This is a genomic window from Corynebacterium bovis DSM 20582 = CIP 54.80, from assembly GCF_030408615.1.
GTDB classification, from domain to species: domain Bacteria; phylum Actinomycetota; class Actinomycetes; order Mycobacteriales; family Mycobacteriaceae; genus Corynebacterium; species Corynebacterium bovis.
This window is the reverse complement of sequence record NZ_CP047187.1, coordinates 1,080,759-1,097,221: the sequence shown is the minus strand read 5'-3', so window position 1 is coordinate 1,097,221 and position 16,463 is coordinate 1,080,759. Positions and strand designations below refer to the sequence as shown.

The 16,463-nt window shown below is 74.2% G+C and carries 12 protein-coding genes and 1 tRNA gene; 4 read left to right on the top strand and 9 right to left on the bottom strand.

Annotated elements, in window-relative coordinates; translation table 11 throughout:
- Positions 1 to 21: 21 nt before the first annotated feature.
- The 4 genes from CBOVI_RS04335 to CBOVI_RS04320 form a co-directional block, all read right to left on the bottom strand.
- The gene (locus tag CBOVI_RS04335) at positions 22 to 2,253 is read right to left on the bottom strand and encodes an ATP-dependent DNA helicase RecG (RefSeq protein ID WP_029157668.1); all 2,232 of its coding nucleotides are present in this window, start codon (positions 2,251 to 2,253) and stop codon (positions 22 to 24) included.
- A 126-nt stretch (positions 2,254 to 2,379) separates the two neighbouring features.
- On the bottom strand, positions 2,380 to 4,221 hold the full coding sequence (locus CBOVI_RS04330; RefSeq protein WP_083825959.1) for a DAK2 domain-containing protein: 1,842 nt from the start codon (positions 4,219 to 4,221) through the stop codon (positions 2,380 to 2,382).
- Between the two features lie 27 nt (positions 4,222 to 4,248).
- The gene (locus CBOVI_RS04325) at positions 4,249 to 4,935 is read right to left on the bottom strand and encodes a uracil-DNA glycosylase (RefSeq protein ID WP_373419188.1); all 687 of its coding nucleotides are present in this window, start codon (positions 4,933 to 4,935) and stop codon (positions 4,249 to 4,251) included.
- Positions 4,936 to 5,114: 179 nt separating this feature from the next.
- Positions 5,115 to 6,119: a thiamine-phosphate kinase gene (locus tag CBOVI_RS04320; RefSeq protein WP_010264386.1), complete on the bottom strand. Its 1,005-nt coding sequence runs from the start codon at positions 6,117 to 6,119 to the stop codon at positions 5,115 to 5,117.
- 48 nt (positions 6,120 to 6,167) lie between these two features.
- On the opposite strand from CBOVI_RS04320, the gene CBOVI_RS04315 reads away from it, so the two are divergent.
- A complete protein-coding gene (locus CBOVI_RS04315) occupies positions 6,168 to 7,136 on the top strand; it encodes a DUF3515 domain-containing protein (protein WP_083825960.1) in 969 nt (322 codons plus the stop codon).
- A gap of 99 nt (positions 7,137 to 7,235) precedes the next feature.
- Here CBOVI_RS04315 and CBOVI_RS04310 read toward each other — a convergent pair whose 3' ends face one another.
- Together CBOVI_RS04310 and CBOVI_RS04305 are read right to left on the bottom strand one after the other, a co-directional pair.
- Positions 7,236 to 8,387, bottom strand: a complete 1,152-nt coding sequence (locus CBOVI_RS04310; RefSeq protein WP_010264392.1) for a D-alanine--D-alanine ligase family protein — start codon at positions 8,385 to 8,387, stop codon at positions 7,236 to 7,238.
- Between the two features lie 91 nt (positions 8,388 to 8,478).
- The gene (locus CBOVI_RS04305; RefSeq protein ID WP_010264396.1) at positions 8,479 to 9,477 is read right to left on the bottom strand and encodes an NAD(P)H-dependent glycerol-3-phosphate dehydrogenase; all 999 of its coding nucleotides are present in this window, start codon (positions 9,475 to 9,477) and stop codon (positions 8,479 to 8,481) included.
- Between the two features lie 314 nt (positions 9,478 to 9,791).
- Here CBOVI_RS04305 and CBOVI_RS04300 point away from each other — a divergent pair, with 314 nt between their 5' ends.
- Complete coding sequence (locus tag CBOVI_RS04300; RefSeq protein ID WP_125185913.1) at positions 9,792 to 10,967, top strand: NUDIX hydrolase; 1,176 nt, start codon at positions 9,792 to 9,794, stop codon at positions 10,965 to 10,967.
- Positions 10,968 to 11,079: 112 nt separating this feature from the next.
- Here CBOVI_RS04300 and leuD read toward each other — a convergent pair whose 3' ends face one another.
- Together leuD and leuC are read right to left on the bottom strand one after the other, a co-directional pair.
- Positions 11,080 to 11,667, bottom strand: a complete 588-nt coding sequence (leuD, locus tag CBOVI_RS04295) for a 3-isopropylmalate dehydratase small subunit (protein ID WP_010272444.1) — start codon at positions 11,665 to 11,667, stop codon at positions 11,080 to 11,082.
- Between the two features lie 9 nt (positions 11,668 to 11,676).
- A complete protein-coding gene (gene leuC, locus CBOVI_RS04290) occupies positions 11,677 to 13,188 on the bottom strand; it encodes a 3-isopropylmalate dehydratase large subunit (RefSeq protein ID WP_221190554.1) in 1,512 nt (503 codons plus the stop codon).
- Positions 13,189 to 13,584: 396 nt separating this feature from the next.
- Here leuC and CBOVI_RS04285 point away from each other — a divergent pair, with 396 nt between their 5' ends.
- Complete coding sequence (locus CBOVI_RS04285) at positions 13,585 to 14,463, top strand: IclR family transcriptional regulator (RefSeq protein WP_010272439.1); 879 nt, start codon at positions 13,585 to 13,587, stop codon at positions 14,461 to 14,463.
- A 262-nt stretch (positions 14,464 to 14,725) separates the two neighbouring features.
- Positions 14,726 to 16,126, top strand: coding sequence for a ClC family H(+)/Cl(-) exchange transporter (locus CBOVI_RS04280; RefSeq protein ID WP_232625860.1), 1,401 nt, complete (start codon positions 14,726 to 14,728; stop codon positions 16,124 to 16,126).
- 198 nt (positions 16,127 to 16,324) lie between these two features.
- Here the strand turns inward: CBOVI_RS04280 and CBOVI_RS04275 are convergent.
- Positions 16,325 to 16,397: transfer RNA gene (locus CBOVI_RS04275), tRNA-Glu, on the bottom strand.
- Positions 16,398 to 16,463: the final 66 nt, after the last annotated feature.

Here is a 16,463-nt window from a genome sequence, read left to right as displayed (position 1 = left end):
CGTCACGACCGCACCACCCCGTCACGACCGCTCGATGAACTCCTGGTCCTCCGTCTCGATGTCGGCCACCAGTGCCCGCGCGAGGGGTTCGTCGTAGGCGACGAGGTCGTTGGCGTAGCGCCGCGCTTCGCGGATGATGTCCTCGTCGGTGGTGAGGTCGAGCAGCCGGACGCGCCGAGCGGCGGCACCGGACTGTTCCTCGCCGAGGACGTCACCCTCCGTGCGCGCCTGGAGGTCGAGTTCCGCCAGTTCGAAGCCGTCGGTGGTGCCGGCCACGGCGAGGAGGCGTCGGAACGCCGGGGAATCCTCCGGTTGTTCGGTGTGGAGGAGGCACACGGCGTCGGCACTGCCCCGACCCACGCGTCCCCGGAGCTGGTGGAGCTGGCTGACCCCGAAGTTCTCGGCGTCGAGGACGAGCATGACCGTGGCCTCCGGGATGTCGACCCCGACCTCGACGACCGTCGTCGCCACGAGCACGTCGATGTCACCGGAGACCATCGCGGCCATCGCCTCGTCCTTCTCCTCGGGCCGCATCCGACCGTGCAGCACCGCCGTCCGCAGCCCGCGCAGGGGGCCGGCGGAGAGGGTCGCCGCGACGTCCTCGACCCCGCCCTCCGCCTCGATCCTCGGGGCGACGACGAAGGCGCGGTGGCCTGCGCCGACCTCCTCCCTGATCCGTTCGAACGCCCGCGCGACCCACGTGGGCTTCCAGGCGGGGACCACGGACGTGGACGTCCTGCCGGTGCCGTGCGGGCGCCCTTCGAGGGTGCAGGATGTCAGGTCACCGAACATGGTCATCGCCACGGTGCGCGGGATCGGTGTCGCGGTCATGACGAGCACGTGCGGGGTGCGGTCGACGGGCGCGGACTCGCGCAGCCGGTCGCGCTGACGGACGCCGAAGCGGTGTTGTTCGTCGACGACGACGAGCCCCAGGTCGTAGAACTCGACGGCGTCCTGGATGATCGCGTGGGTGCCGACGACGATCGACGTCTGTCCCGACACGATGTCGAGCAGCGCTGCCTTCCGGGCCGCCGTCGACTGGGAACCGGTGAGGAGGGTCACCCCGACGCCTGTCTCGCCGGCGTCGTCGAGGAAGCGGGTGAGGGTCCTGGCGTGCTGGGCGGCGAGCACCTCGGTCGGGGCGAGGAAGGCGCACTGGAAGCCGGCGTCGACGGCGCGGAGCATGGCGAGCAGGGCCACGACCGTCTTACCTGACCCGACGTCACCCTGGAGCAGCATGCTCATCGGCTGGTCGGAGTCCATCGCCGACTCGATGCGTTCGAGCACGTCGACCTGCCCGGGGCTGAGCGTGAACGGGAGGGCCGCCCGGACCGTGTCGTGGTGCCGGGCGTCGTCGGGCCTGCCGCCGGGGCGGGCACCGTCGGCCGACTCCCCCGGCGCGTTCTCCGCCGCCGTCCCCGGCGCGGGGATCCGCCGGGCGGTCCGGGACTCCGCGTCGGCACGGCGGAGCGCCATGACGAGCTGGAGGCCGAGTGCCTCGTTGAACTTCAGCCGGGTCGTCGCGGCGGCGGGCCCGGCCTCGGGTGGCCGGTGGATGTCGTGGAGGGCGTCGGCGAAGCCGATGAGCGGCGTGCCCCCGACCTCCGGCCAGGCGGGCGCGTCCCGGTGGGCCGGCAGCATGTCGGAGGGCCGGCCCATCTGGGCGAGCACGCCGTCCATGACGCCGAGCACCTCCACGGACGTCGTCCCTGTCCGGCGGGGGTAGGTCGGCAGCCAGGGGGTGCCGAGGATCCGCGCGGCCTCCTCCCGGCTCCCGGCGATGTCGACGAGCGTCTTCAGCGGCCCGAACGCCCCGAATTCACCGGTACCGGGGTCGACGGTGAGGTAGCTCGGGTTCTTCAGCTGCCACCGGTCGCGGAACACCCCGAGTGTCCCGGAGACCATGAGCCGCGCGCCCGGGGTGATGACGGCGCGGTGCATCCGGGGGTTGCCGAAGAGCGTCGCCTCGATGCGCACGGACCCGTCGGTGATCGTGAACGTGAAGAGGGTGCGGGGCCCGCGCATGCTCGTGTTGTCCCGTTCCCTGACGGCGAGGACGTCCCCGATGCAGGTGTAGCGGTCGCCGACGACCATCGTCTCCATCGCGCCGGCGGATCCGGCGTGGACGTAGCGCCGGGGGAAGTTGAGCAGCGCGTCGCCCATGGTCTTCAGCCCGGGGCGTCCGGCGAGTGACCGTGCGCGGTCGGGCGTGGTCACCAGCGATAGGGGCCGTGGGTCATCCCATCCAAGCATTGACATCCTGTCGTCGCGTCCTGTCTCTCACGTTCACGCTGTCTCTCACTGCCCTGCCGTCCGCCGGCACCGCGCCCGCCGCCCTGCCGCTCACCGTCCCACCGCTCGCCACCCTGCCGCTCACGGTCACTCCACGCCGATCTGCACGGCGCACTCCATCCCGTCGGCCCGGTACGCGTGGATCTCCACCCCCGGCGCGTCCTCGGCCAGGGCGCGGTGCACGTCGGCGAGGGTCTCGGCGGGGACCGCGGACGTGTACAGGAGGGTGACCAGCTCGCCGCCGGATTCCAGGAGGTCCCGGATCCGCCGAACGAGCGTGCCGGCGTCGACCCCGGCCCCGTCACCGTCGCAGGAGATGCTGGTCCACCGCTGGCTGGCGACGGCGTCGGCCATGTCCTCGACGTCGTCCTGCCAGTCGTTGGTGGCGTCGTGGACGGCGAGTGCGGCGAGTCCGCCGACGTAGCACTCGGTGTCGATGACGGAGAACTGCCGACGGTCCGCTTCGAGGTGGTCGATCACCGGTGTCGCGTCCCGGCCGTTGGTGAGGACGACGCACCGCTCCCCGAGTTCGGCGTCCGCGTCGGTCTCGGCCCCGGCCTCGGCGAAGACGTCGCGCAGCGGGCCCGCCGGCACGAGGGCGAGCAGTCCGGCACCGGGGCCGGGGTGGCGCCGGGAGGTCGGTGACGTGGACGGCAGGGCCTCGATCCGCAGGTCACTGACGGTGCCGAGGGCGAACGCGTCCTCGATGAGGGGGCCGGCGTCGCCGGTGTGGACGTGCACGGTCGCGGAGGTCGCGGTGTCCCGTCCGAGGACGACGCTGTGTCCGCGCCCGTCCATCATCCGGCGGAGGTCGTCGAGGGCGGCGGCGGTCTCCCCGCGGAAGTGGAACATCACCTCGAGCTCGGCGCCGGCGGGAGCGTCGGCGTGGGCGTGGGCGTCCGCGTGGGCGTCGTCACGGGTCGGGCCGCCGACGGGAGCGCCCGCTGATCCGGCACCGGCAGCTCCACCGGGTGTGTCCCCGTCCGACGCCGCCCCGCCGGCACCTCCGAGGCCGGCACCGCCGGCACCGGCACCCCGGTCACCGCCCTCACCACCGGCACCGCCACGACCGTCACCGTCACCGCCGAGGGTCTCGACGAGCGCGTCGAGCAGCACGACGAATCCCCGGCCGCCGGCGTCGACCACCCCCGCCTCCCGCAGGACGGGCAGGAGGTCGGGTGTCCGCGCGAGTGCGGCGCGGGCCGCGTCGGCCGCGGCACGGGCGACGTCGACAGCGGGACCGCGGGCGTCGGTGGCGGCGTCGGCCGCCGCCCGCAGGACCGTCAGGGCCGTGCCCTCGACCGGCGTGGACAGCGCCTCGGTGACGTAGCGCACCGCTGTGGTCATGATCCGCGCCAGCGACCCGGCGCCGAGTTCGCCCGTCGACGCCACGTCCGCGAGTGCGCGCAGCACCTGGCCGAGCACGGTCCCGGAGTTTCCTCGTGCACCGCGGACCGCCCCGCCGGCGAGCGCCGCGGTCACCACCGCGACATCAGGGCCCTGCCCCGTACCGCCCCCGGTGCCCGTACCGCCCCCGGCATCAACGGTCTCCCCGGCTCCGGCGCCTTCCCCGGTGCCCGCCCCGGACCCGGCACGAACACCCGCCCCAGAGCCCGGACCGGCATCGGCGTCGGCCCCGGCACGAGCCCCGGCGCCACCACCCTCCCCGGTACCCGCACCAGTCCCGGCGAGCGCGTCGACCGCCGCAGCCATCGTCGCGGAGAGGTTCGCCCCGGTGTCAGAGTCGGGGATGGGGAACACGTTCAGCCGGTTGATCTCGTCCTTCCGGTGCTCGAGGTCCCGTGCCGCCCGCCGGGCCCACCGGACGACGACATCGCCGGCGCCCGCCCCCGCACCGCTCACAGCACCCGCGCCCGCACGGGGGTCCGCCGCATCGTCGTACCCACCGGTCGGACGCTCTGATTCCATGCCTGTCACCTTAGCGATCCCACCGCGTCACCGTTGCTGCCGCGGAGAGGTGCCGTCGACCCCGGGCGTGAGTGCCCAGTCGACCGGGTCGACACCCTGCCCGCGGAGAATCTCGTTCGCGCGGCTGAACGGCCGCGACCCGAAGAAGCCACGGTGGGCGGCGAGCGGCGACGGGTGGGGCGACATCACGCACCGGTCCGGGCCGATGAGCGGGGCGAGGGTCTGCGCGGGCCGTCCCCAGAGGATCGCGGCCATCGGCCGCTCCGCGAGGTGGCGGACGACCGCCTCGGTGACGGCCTCCCACCCGGTGCCCCGGTGACTGTTCGGCGCCCCGGCGGTGACGGTGAGCACCCGGTTGAGCAGCATGACCCCCTGCCGGTGCCACGGTGTGAGGTCGGCGGTGTCGGGGCGTGGCAGCCCGAGGTCGTCGGCGTACTCCCGGTGGATGTTCACGAGGGACTTCGGGATCGGCCGGGTGTCCGGCGTCGCGGAGAAACTCAGCCCGACGGCGTGGCCCGGGGTCGGGTACGGGTCCTGTCCGACGATGAGCACCCGCGTCGCCGGCGCCGGGATGGACAGGGCCCGGAAGATGTTCTCCGGCGCGGGGAGGACGTGTTCGCCGCCGAGGATGCGACGCGCGGTCGCCTCGGCCGCCTCCTCGACCGGCACGCCGTCGAGTTCCGCGCGCCACGACGGGTGGATCGTCGCGAGGATGGTCCCGGCCAGCTTCGCCGCGGCACCCGCTCCGTCACGGCCCGTGGTGTCCCCCGTCGCACCGTTCGCTGCCCCCTCGGCCGCACCGTTCGCTGCACCCTCGGCGGCACCGTTCGCTGCCTCGCCCACGCCGCCGCCCACTCCACGGCCCACGCCACCGCCCACTGCGTCCTGCCCCGTCACAGCGACGACCACCCCGTCGTCACGGCCGGCACCGCGCCGTCGACGAGCACGTGCTGCTCGACGCCGTCGTCGACGTTCGGGTCGGTGTCCGGGACGCGCAGCGCGCGGCCGATCGTCCGGTACCCGGCCGAGGGCTGGAAGGCCGTCGTGCCGATGAGGGTGTGGTCCTCCCCGCCGCCGAGCACCCACGTCCACGGGTCGAGTTCGAGAACCTCGGCGGCGTGCCGCAGGTCGGCGTCGGGTTCGATGGCGGCGCTGTCGAGGTCGATGATGACCCCGGAGCGTTCGGCGAGCGTCGTGACGTCCCGGATGAGCCCGTCCGAGTTGTCGGTCATGGAGCTGGCCCCCGTCGCCCGGGCGACGGAGCCCCGGCCGACGGTGAGCGTCGGGGCGCAGTGCCACTGCACGAGCCGCTGGAGGATCTCGTCGTCCGGCACCCGGTCCCGCCGGCCGAAGTGCCGCAGGAGCGCCAGCCCGGCGGCGGAGTGCCCGAGCGGCCCGGAAGCGATGACGGTGTGCCCCGGTGCCGCCCCGTCGATGGTGAGCGCGGGGTCCGGCCCGGCGAGCACGCCGAGCGCGGTGAGGGAGATGATGAGCTGCGTCGACCGGACGACGTCCCCGCCGACGAGTTCCGCCGCCCACGGGGACGCCGCCGTGCCGATGCCGCGGGCGATGCCGCGGACGACGTCGACGGGCGTCTCCCCGGGCACCGCGAGGGACATGAGCACGGCCGTCGGACGCGCGCCCATCGCCTGGATGTCGGCGAAGTTCTGGGTGACCGCCTTCGTGCCGACCTCCCCGGGCGTCGACCAGTCGAGGGAGAAGTGCTGGCCCTCGACGAGGATGTCCGTCGTGCACACCTGGCGCGCGTTCGGCGCGGCCGCGGCGAGCACGGCGGCGTCGTCACCGTTGAGCGCGCTCGGCGCCGCGGCCCTGATCGCGGCGATGGTGCCGGCCTCGCCGACGTCGGAGACGGTTCGGGCCTGCGGGGGAACGGCCATGCGGTGTCCTTTCCAGGGTGGGGGCGGCGGGCGTTAGGATGGGTGGTCATGGCTCGCACCACAGAAGCTCGCCCCAACAATAACAGCGCCCGCGGCGGTCTCACCGTCGCCTGGGTGACCCTCGGACTGGCGGTCGTGTTCGTCGCCGCGGTCCTCATCGGGGCGAAGGTCCTCGTCGACCGGCACATCTACGCCCCCGTCGCGATGGGGACGGTCGACGCCCCCGGTTCGTCGTCGCCGCAGTGCGACAGCATCGTCGGCGACCTGCCCGGGAAGGTGGGTGACTACCGGAAGGTCGACGTCGCCGCCCCGGCCCCCCAGGGCACGGGCGCGTACCGCAACCATGACCGGGATGAGCTCACGGTGCGCTGCGGCGTGTCCACGCCGTCGCAGTACACGGCCCTCAGCGACACGGAGGAGCGCGGCGGCACGACGTGGCTGCGGGTCCGGGACACGACGAAGGGCTCGGACCTGTCGACGTGGTACGCGGTCGGCCAGTCGCCGGTCGTCGCGGTCACGGCGTCGGGGGATCTCGACGGCGCGGATCTCGACGACCTCGGCGGGCTCATCTCCTCGCACGGGGACACGACGTCCGCGCCGGAGCCGCGTCCGGCGCCGCTGACGGACCTGCGCGCCGCGCCGGGTGCCGACGCCGCGGCGTGTGACGCGTTCACCGCGGCGCTGCCGGGGCGGATCGGGGACGCCTCCCGGGTGACGGACCGGCCCGGGCTGCCCGCCGGGACGGTCGCCTACACCGCGCCGGGGCTGGAGCCGGTGGTCGTCCGGTGCGGTGTCGCCGCCCCGTCGTCGTACCACCCCGGTGTGCAGCTGCAGCAGGTCGACGACGTCCCGTGGTTCGCCGAGTCCTCCCTCGACCAGGGGTCGACGGAGGCCAGGTACTTCGCGGTGGGGTACTCGCCGCTGGTCGCCCTGTCGATGCCTGCTGATGCGGGGAACGACGCGATCACGCAGATCAGCCGGGCCGTCGCCGGCGCGTTGCACCGCACGAGGAACTGACGGGCGGGCCGGCGCCGGAGCACAGCAGCCCCGGCGCGGTCCCGGCGCGACGGCTCAGCCGGTGAACGCGCGCGGGCTCAGCGGGACCGGCGCGCTGACTCAGCGGGCGAGCGCGCGGGCGACGAGGATGTCGAGCAGGTCGGGGTACGCGACGCCGGACTCGATGAACATCCTCGGGAACATGCTGATGGGCGTGAAGCCGGGCAGCGTGTTCGGCTCGTTGAGCACGGGGCCGTCCTCCGTGACGAAGAAGTCGACGCGGGCGAGGCCCTCGCAGTTCAGCGCGCGGAACGTCTCCACGGCGAGCCGCCGGACCTCCTCGGTCTGCTCCTCGGTGAGCGGGGCGGGGATCTGCGCGGTGATGATGTCGTCGAGGTACTTGGTCTCGAAGCCGTAGAAGCCCTCGGGGCCGTCGCCGGTGCCCTCGAGGAGCGCGGGGACGGAGGCGCGGACGGTGCCGTCGGCGTGCTGGAGGACGCCGCACTCGACCTCCCGGCCGTGGAGCATCGCCTCGACGACGACCTTGGTGTCGTGCCGGAACGCGAGGTCGAGCGCGTCGGGCAGGTCGTCCCAGCTGTCGACCTTGGAGATCCCGATGGACGACCCCCCGCGCGCGGGCTTGACGAACACGGGCAGGCCGAGGCTCTCCCGCTCCTCCGCGGTGAGGTCGCGGCGCTCGCGGAGGATCGTCTCCCGGCCGACGGGGATGCCCGCGGCCCGCGCGATGACCTTGGTGTACTGCTTGTCCATGCAGTTCGCCGAGGCGAGGACGCCGTTGCCGACGTAGGGCACCCCAGCGAGGTCGAGCAGGCCCTGGACGGTGCCGTCCTCGCCGTTGACCCCGTGGAGCACGGGGAAGACGACGTCGACGCGGGCGTGGAGCCCGCCGTCGGTCGTGCGGAGCTCCCCTCCCCGGCCCGGCAGGAGGTGGAGGGGCTCCCCGGGCGCGACCTCGGGCAGGTCGCGGCCGTGCGCGGACAGCGCGTCCGTGTCGGTCGTCCCGGTCACCCACACGCCGTCACGGGTGATGCCGACGGGCACGATCTCGTACCTGGCGGGGTCGAGGGTGGACATGACGGCGGCCGCGGAGATGCACGACACGCTGTGCTCGGGGCTGCGACCCCCGTAGACGACGGCGACGGTGATCCGTCCGTCGGTGGTGGCGTTGTGCTCGGTGCCGGTGGTGCCGGGGCCGTCCGGGCGGGCGGCGTCGGGGTGGTCACCTGTGGGCTCGGTGCTCTCATTCGTCATCACGGCACCACAGTCTAGCCCTGTGTCCCGGCCACCCCCGGCGCCCCCCTGCGTGTGCCGGCACCCCCGTGCGGGCCGGGACGGGCCGGCGTCACTCGGCCTTCCGCCTGCGCCCCATCAGTGTCCGCACGGTCTCGTCGACGGGGGTGCCGTCGTGGCACACGCCGACGACCGCGCGGGTGATCGGCATGTCCACCCCGCGGAACGCGGCGATGTCCCGCACCGACAGGCAGGAGACCACCCCCTCGGCGACCTGGCCCCGCGTGGCGGCCCGGGCCTCGTCGAGACTCTCCCCGCGGCCGAGCCGCTCCCCGAACGTCCGGTTCCGCGACAACGGCGAGTTGCACGTGGCGACGAGGTCGCCCAGCCCCGCGAGCCCGGAGAAGGTCCGGGGTTCCGCCCCGAGCTCGACGCCCAGGCGCGTGGTCTCGGCGAGTCCGCGGGTGATGAGTGTCGCCAGCGTGTTCGTGCCGAGCCCCTGCCCGGCGATGACGCCGGCCGCCAACGCGATGACGTTCTTGCAGGTCCCGCCGATCTCGCAGCCGACGACGTCGGTGTTCGTGTAGGGCCGCAGGTACGGGGCGGCGAGGGCCGCCTGGATGTGCTGGGCCCGGTCCCGGTCGGTGCACGCGACGACCGTCGCCGTGGGCTGGCCCGCCGCGACCTCCCGGGCGAGGTTCGGCCCGGACAGGACGGCCACCCGGTCCGCCGCGGCGCCGGTGACGTCGGAGATGACCTCGCTCATCCGCATCCGGGTCGAGTGTTCGATGCCCTTGGCGAGGCTGACGAGCGACGCGGTGGCCGGGATGTGGTCCCGCCACCGGGCGAGGTTGTCGCGGAGCGACTGCGAGGGCACGCCGAGGACGACGATCGACGCATCCCCCATGGCCGCCTCCGCGTCGTCGGTGACCTCGACCGACGGGGGCAGCACGGTGTCGGGGAGGTAGCCCTCGTTCCGCCGGGTGCGGCGGATGCCCTCGACGACCTCGGGGCGTCGTGCCCACAACGTCACCCGGTTGCCGGCGTCGCCGAAGACCTTCGCCACGGTGGTCCCCCAGGACCCCGCCCCCATGACCGCGACCGTCACCATGCCGGTTCTCCTTTCCGTTGCGCGACCGTGCCGGGCCTGACGACCCTGCCGGTGTCACCTGTGCCGACGGGACGTGCCGCCGGACCGCCGCACCGGCCCGGCCCCGTCGGTCCGGGCCCGCCGTGCCGCGACCCGGCGTGGACAGTACGATGTGCGGAGACCGTGGACCGCGTGCCCGGGGCCGTCGTCCCGGTGACCGGTCCCATTGAACCAGAACCCCACCACGAACACTGACCACCCCTCGGAATCCACGCTCCGCGCCGAACCCGCCCGCGCGCCCGACCGGCCGGGCCGGGACGCCCAGAAAGGCCCTCATGATCACGCACACCGGCACCGGTGACCTCTCGACGTCGCTGTCCCTGTCCGTCCACGACCGGGGGCACGTCGCACGGATCGGCAGCCGGCCGGCGCAGGAGTTCGCCCGCCCGACGTTCGCGGCCGGGGCGGTGCTGTGGCGGCGGCCGTCCGGTGCCGGGGTGACGGCGGGGGACGCGGTGCCGGAGAGCGCGGACGTCCTCGTCGCGATGGTCCACCGGCCCCGGTACGACGACTGGTCCCTGCCCAAGGGCAAGGTCGACCCGGGTGAGAACCTCCCGGCCACCGCCGTGCGGGAGATCGTCGAGGAGACGGGGCTCACCCCGTCGCTCGGCTGGCTGCTCGGGTACGTGCACTACCCGGTCGGGTCCCGGACGAAGGTGGTCTACTACTGGACCGCGGAGGTTCCCGACGGCAGCTTCGTGCCCAACGACGAGGTCGACGAGCTGCGGTGGGTGACCCCCGCCGAGGCCCGCGAGCTGGCGACGTACGAGGCGGACCGCACCGTCATCGACGCGGCGGAGCGGGTCCTGTCCCTCGGGTGCGCCCGCCGGGTGCTCTACGTCCGGCACGCGAAGGCCCACGACCGGCAGGGCTGGGGCGGCAACGACGACCTGCGCCCGCTGACGAAGAAGGGGCGGCGGCAGGCGGAGATGCTCGTCTCCGAGCTGGAGGGGTACCGTCCGACGACGGTCTCCACCGCGCAGCCCGACCGGTGCGTGCACACGGCCACCCCGCTCGCCCAGGACCTGGGCGTCACGCTGCGGACGGACCGCGCCCTCGGCGACGCGGTGCTCGGGGACGCGGTGCTCGGGGATGCTGCGCCCGGGGACGCCACGGCCGCCGGGCGGACGCACGCGACGGGCGGAGCGGGGGCCGACGGCTCCGACGGGTCCGACGCCGCGTCGGGCGCAGCCGGCGCCGGGGACGCGACCGGCGCGACCGGCGGTGACGCTGCCGCCGCGGCGTTCGCGCGGGCGACGACCGCCCCGGTGAGCGTCGTCGTGAGTCAGGGAGCGGTCATCCCGGAGCTCATCAGCCGTTTCGCGGCGGGCACGGGTGTCGAGACGGACGACATGCGCGTGAAGAAGTCGAGCACCTGGGTGCTCCACTTCGACCGGGACGGCGGTCTGCTCGGCGCGGACTACCTCGCCAGCCCGCTCCCTGTGAAGTGACCCGCGGGCCCGGAGCCCCGGGTCCCATCCCCGCGCCCGGCACCCCGGACGGCATCCCCGCGCCCGGCACCCGCGACGCCCCCGGCAGCCCGGGTGACGCGCCCGGTGCCGGTCACAGGGTGCGGGGTGCGAAGCTCGGCCGGGCCGCCTCGAACGCCGCGATGGCGTCCTCGTCGTGGAGCGTGATGGCGATGTCGTCGAGCCCCTCGAGCAGCCGGTGCCGGGTGTCGTCGTCGACCTCGAACGGGAACACGTGGGTGCCGAGAGTCGCCGTGCGGGACACGAGGTCGACCTCGACGGACGCCCCCGGGCGCTCCTCGAGCAGCTTCCACATGAGCTCGATGTCCTCGGCGGGGAGTGTCGCCGCGAGCAGCCCGTTCTTCCCGGCGTTGCCCCGGAAGATGTCGCCGAACCGCGGCGAGAACACCGCGCGGAAGCCGTAGTCGAGCAGCGCCCACACCGCGTGTTCGCGGGAGGACCCGGTGCCGAAGTCCGGCCCCGCGACGAGGACCGAGGACTCCCGGTACGGCTCCTGGTTGAGGATGAACCCCGGGTCGCGCCGCCAGGCGGTGAACAGCCCTTCGGCGAAGCCGGTGCGGGTGACGAGTTTGAGGTACTGCGCGGGGACGATCTGGTCGGTGTCGACGTTCGACCGGCGCAGCGGCAGCCCGACACCGGTGTGGACGGTGAACTTCTCCATGGTGGTCTCCTAGCTCCGGTCGGTTGCGCGGTCGGTGGTCCCGCTGTCGGCGGTCCGCCCGGTCCCGTGGTCGGTGGTCCGCCCGGTCCCGTGGTCGGTGGTCCGCCCGGTCCCGAGGCCGTCGAGGTCCGTGGGGGCCGCGAGGTGCCCGGTGACCGCCGTGGCGGCGGCGACCGCCGGCGAGACGAGGTGGGTCCGGCCCCCCTTACCCTGCCTCCCCTCGAAGTTCCGGTTCGAGGTCGACGCCGACCTCTCCCCCGGCGACAGCTGGTCGGGGTTCATCCCGAGGCACATCGAACACCCGGCGGAACGCCACTCCGCTCCGGCGTCGAGGAAGATCCTGTCGAGTCCCTCCTCCTCCGCCTGCGCCTTCACCCGCGCGGACGAGGGCACGACCATCATCCGCACCCCGTCGGCCACGCTCCGGCCGCGGAGGATCTCCGCGGCGGCCCGCAGGTCCTCGATCCGGCTGTTCGTGCACGACCCGAGGAACACGGTGTCCACGGCGATGTCCCGCAGGGGCGTCCCTTCGTCGAGCCCCATGTACGTCAGCGCGGAGGCGGCGGCCTCGCGCTCCGTCTCGTCGGTGATGTCGTCGAGGTACGGCACCGTGGAGTCGAGGGGCGCCCCCTGGCCCGGGTTCGTCCCCCAGGTGACGAACGGTGTGAGGGCGGACCCGTCGATGGTGACGACGGTGTCGAACTCCGCCCCCTCGTCGGTGCGGAGGGTCCTCCAGTACCGGACGGCCGCGTCCCACTCGTCGCCGGTCGGGGCGTGCGGGCGGCCGCGGAGGTAGGCGAACGTCGTCTCGTCCGGGGCGATCATCCCGGCCCGTGCCCCGGCCTCGATGGACATGTTGCACATGGTGAGCCGCCCCTCCATGGAGAGTTTCTCGACGGCCTCGCCCCGGTACTCGATGATGTGGCCCTGGCCGCCGCCGGTGCCGATCTTCGCGATGACGGCGAGGATGAGGTCCTTCGCGGTGACACCGGGCCGCAGCTCGCCGGTGACCTCGACGGCCATGGTGCGGAACGGCCGCAGCGGCAGGGTCTGCGTGGCGAGGACGTGCTCCACCTCGGACGTGCCGATCCCCATGCCGATGGAGCCGAAGGCACCGTGGGTGGAGGTGTGCGAGTCGCCGCAGACGATGGTCATCCCCGGCTGGCTGAGGCCGAGCTGGGGCCCGACGGTGTGGACGATGCCCTGGTCGATGTCGCCCATCGGGTGGAGCCGCACCCCGAAGTCACGGCAGTTCGTCCGCAGGGCCTCGACCTGGCGGCGGGACACGGTGTCCCCGATCTCGAGCAGGTTCCCGGTCCGCACGCCGACGGTGGGGACGTTGTGGTCCTCCGTGGCGAGGGTGAGGTCCGGGCGGCGCACGGGGCGGCCGGCCTGGCGCAGTCCGTCGAAGGCCTGCGGGGAGGTGACCTCGTGGACGAGGTGCAGGTCGATGTAGATGAGGTCGGGCGCCCCGTCCACGCCCTTCTTCACGACGTGGGCGTTCCAGACCTTCTCGGCCAGGGTGAGGGGGCGGGGCGTTGCCGTCGGGTCGGCTGCGCCTGTCGGGGCGGGCGTGCCGGTCGGGGCGGGCGTGGGGGTGTCGCTGCTCACGTCGTCTCCTCTTCTCGTCGTGGTGCCGGGGGTCGTCGTCCCCCGTCAGGGCCGGTGCCGGGCTGCCACCGGTGGTCGTCCCCGACCGCTGCCCCGACCGCCGCCGGGCGCCTGCCGGGCGCCTGCCGGGGCGAGTCCCGGACGGCTGCCGGGGGTCTGCCGGAGGCCGACGCCGGAGGCCGACGCCGGTGCCGACGCGGTGCCGGCACGGGGCCGCCACCGGACCCTGGCCATTCCACTGTATGGAATGTATAGTACCAAATCATGGGACACACACCGGATACGGCCACGTCGGCCGCAACACCCGTGCACTCCGGCTCCCGGGACGCGCCGACCGCCGACCACCCCGACGGAGCAGCCGCCACCGGACCCACCGGGACCGGCGACACCACCGCGTCGTCCCCGTCCCCCGCGGCATCGCCGACGCCCGCCGCGTCCACGGCCCCCGCGGCGTCCACGCAGTCCGCGTCGCAGTCCTCCTCGAAGACGAGCAGCGGCATCCAGGTCCTCGACCGGGCCCTCCACATCCTCACCGTCGTCGCCCACCGCCCGTGCACCCTCTCCGAGCTGTGCGAGGCCACCTCCCTCCCCCGCGCGACGGCACACCGCATCGCCGTCGCCCTGGAGAAGCACCGCCTCGTCACCCGGCTCGACGACGGCCAGTGGACCTCCGGGCCCGCCCTGCTCGAACTCGCCCCCACCTCCCGCAACCTCCTCGAGGACGCCGCCGAACGCGTGCTGCCCTCGCTCATGCAGAAGACCGGCGAGTCGGTGCAGCTCTACAAGCTGTCCGGCATCGACCGCGTGTGCATCGCCGCGTCGGAGCCGGCGGCGGGGCTGCGGGACACGGTGCCCGTCGGGGCCCGGATGACGCTCACCGCGGGCTCCGCGGCGAAGGTGCTCGTCGCCTTCGGGCCGCCGGCGCTCGTCGACGACGTCATCGACGGTGCGGTCTACACGCGCAACGACCTCGCCACCGTGCGCCGGGTGCGGCTGGCGGAGTCGTCGAGCGAGCGCGAGGCCGGCCTGGCCAGCGCGTCGGTGCCGGTGACGGACTCCACCGGGGCCGTCGTCGCCGCCCTGTCCATCTCCGGCCCGGTCGAACGCATGGGGCCGTCGCCGGGGGCGCGGTACCGCGTCGCCCTCCACGAGGCGGCCGACGTCCTGCGCACCTACCTGGGCTGAGCCCCGCGGCCCCCGCCGCGTGCACCTGCCGCACCCTCCCCGGCACCCGCGGCACCCGCCGCACCCGCCGCCTGTACCCGCCGACCCGGAGCCACGACACCCTCCGCCGCACCCGCCGCACCCGCCGGACTCGGCCCGCGGCCGGCGGCGTGGCAGAATCTACAGAACCATGAACACCTGCGATCCCTCCCGTCGCCGCCGTGCCCGACGTTCCGCAGGTGCCCCGGACGCCCGGTACCGCCTCGGTGTTCCCTCGCTGAGTGTGAGTCCGCACGCCCGGAGCCTGACGGCCCTCACCGCCCTCGCCGCCGTCGTCGGTGCCCTCACCGGCCTCGTCGCGGCGACGTTCCAACGCTGCCTCGAGTGGCTCGGCAGCTCCCGCACGGGCCTCATCGCCCGCATGCACGAGCTCGCCACCGGGTCCCCGCTCACCGCCGTGGGCCTGTTCGCCCTGTCCGCCCTGGTCTGCGCCACGTGCGCCGCCGTCGCCGCGGCCCTCGTCGCGCGCATCGAACCGGCGGCGGCGGGCAGCGGCATCCCCCGGATCGAGGCCACGGTGTCCGGCATCGCACCGGCCGACCGGCTGCGGATCCTCCCCGTGAAGTACGTCGGCGGCCTGCTGGCCATCGGCTCCGGCCTCGCTCTCGGGCGCGAGGGCCCGCTCGTGCAGATGGGCGGGTCGCTCGCCGTCGCCGTGAACAAGGTCGCCCGGCTCGACCGCGAGGATCTCCGTGTCCTCATCGGGTCCGGGGCCGCGGCGGGCCTCGCGACGGCCTTCTCCGCCCCCATCGCCGGCGGCGTGTTCGTCCTCGAGGAGCTCCTGAAGAGGTTCGACGTCCGCACCAGCATCGCGGCGTTGACGTCGTCGGGTGTCGGCTTCATCAGCGCACGCCTCATCGTCGGCTCCGAACCGGTGCTGCACATGCCGCCCATCCCGGAGCCGCGCCCGGTGAACGCGCTGTGGATCGGCGTCGTCGGCGTGGTCTGCGGGCTCCTCGGCGTGCTGTACAACTGGCTCGTCGTGCGCTGCATGGACCTGTCCGACCGCATCACCCTCCCCCGGTGGGCGAAGGCCGCGGCCGTCGGCGTGCTCGTCGCCGCCATCGGCTGGTTCGCCCCGCAGCTCGTCGGCGGCGGTGACAACCTCACCGAGTCCGCGCTCGCCGGGACCGGGACGATCCCCGTCGTCATCGGGGTGCTCGCGTTGCGCTACGTCCTCGGGCCGGTCAGCTACGCGACGAACGTCCCCGGTGGGCTGTTCGCCCCGATGCTCGTCCTCGGCACCCACGTCGGGCTGCTCGTCGGGCTCGTCGCCGAGGCCGTCGTCGGCGCGACGGGCCCGTCCCCTGCGGCGATGGCGCTCACGGGGATGGCGGCGTTCTTCGCCTCCACGGTCCAGGCCCCGGTGACCGGCCTGGTCCTCGCCACGGAGATGACCGACCAGACGACGATGCTGCCGCCCATGCTCGGTGCGTGCGCCATCTCGCTGCTCGTCGCGACGGCGTTGCGGTCCGTGCCGATCTACGAGCGGCTCGCCCGGCGGTCGGCGTTGACGACGGGTGGGCCGGTGGAGGGGCCCGTCGAACCCCCGGACGCCGACGGTCACCCCGGGGCCCCGCCGGGTGCCGGGGCCGGGACCCGGGCACGACGTCGCGCGCGGTGACGACGCCGCGGCCACCCGAGCCCCGGCGCCGCACGCCCCGGGTGCCGACGCCGGGCGCCCCGGGTGCCGGCGCCGCACGCCCCGGGCCCCGGCGCCGCACCCGCGGGTACCGACGCCGCACCCCCGAACGCACGACACCCCCCACCGGGATGCGGTGGGGGGTGAGGTGCCGCGACCGTGAACGCTCGCGTGATCGAGTACCCCGTACGGGATTTGAACCCGTGTTACCGGCGTGAGAGGCCGGCGTCCTAGGCCGCTAGACGAACGGGGCAGAGAACAACCGGGGACGTTCTGGGCGTCCCCGGCAACGGGGAGAACTCTAGCGCACCCCGGGCGC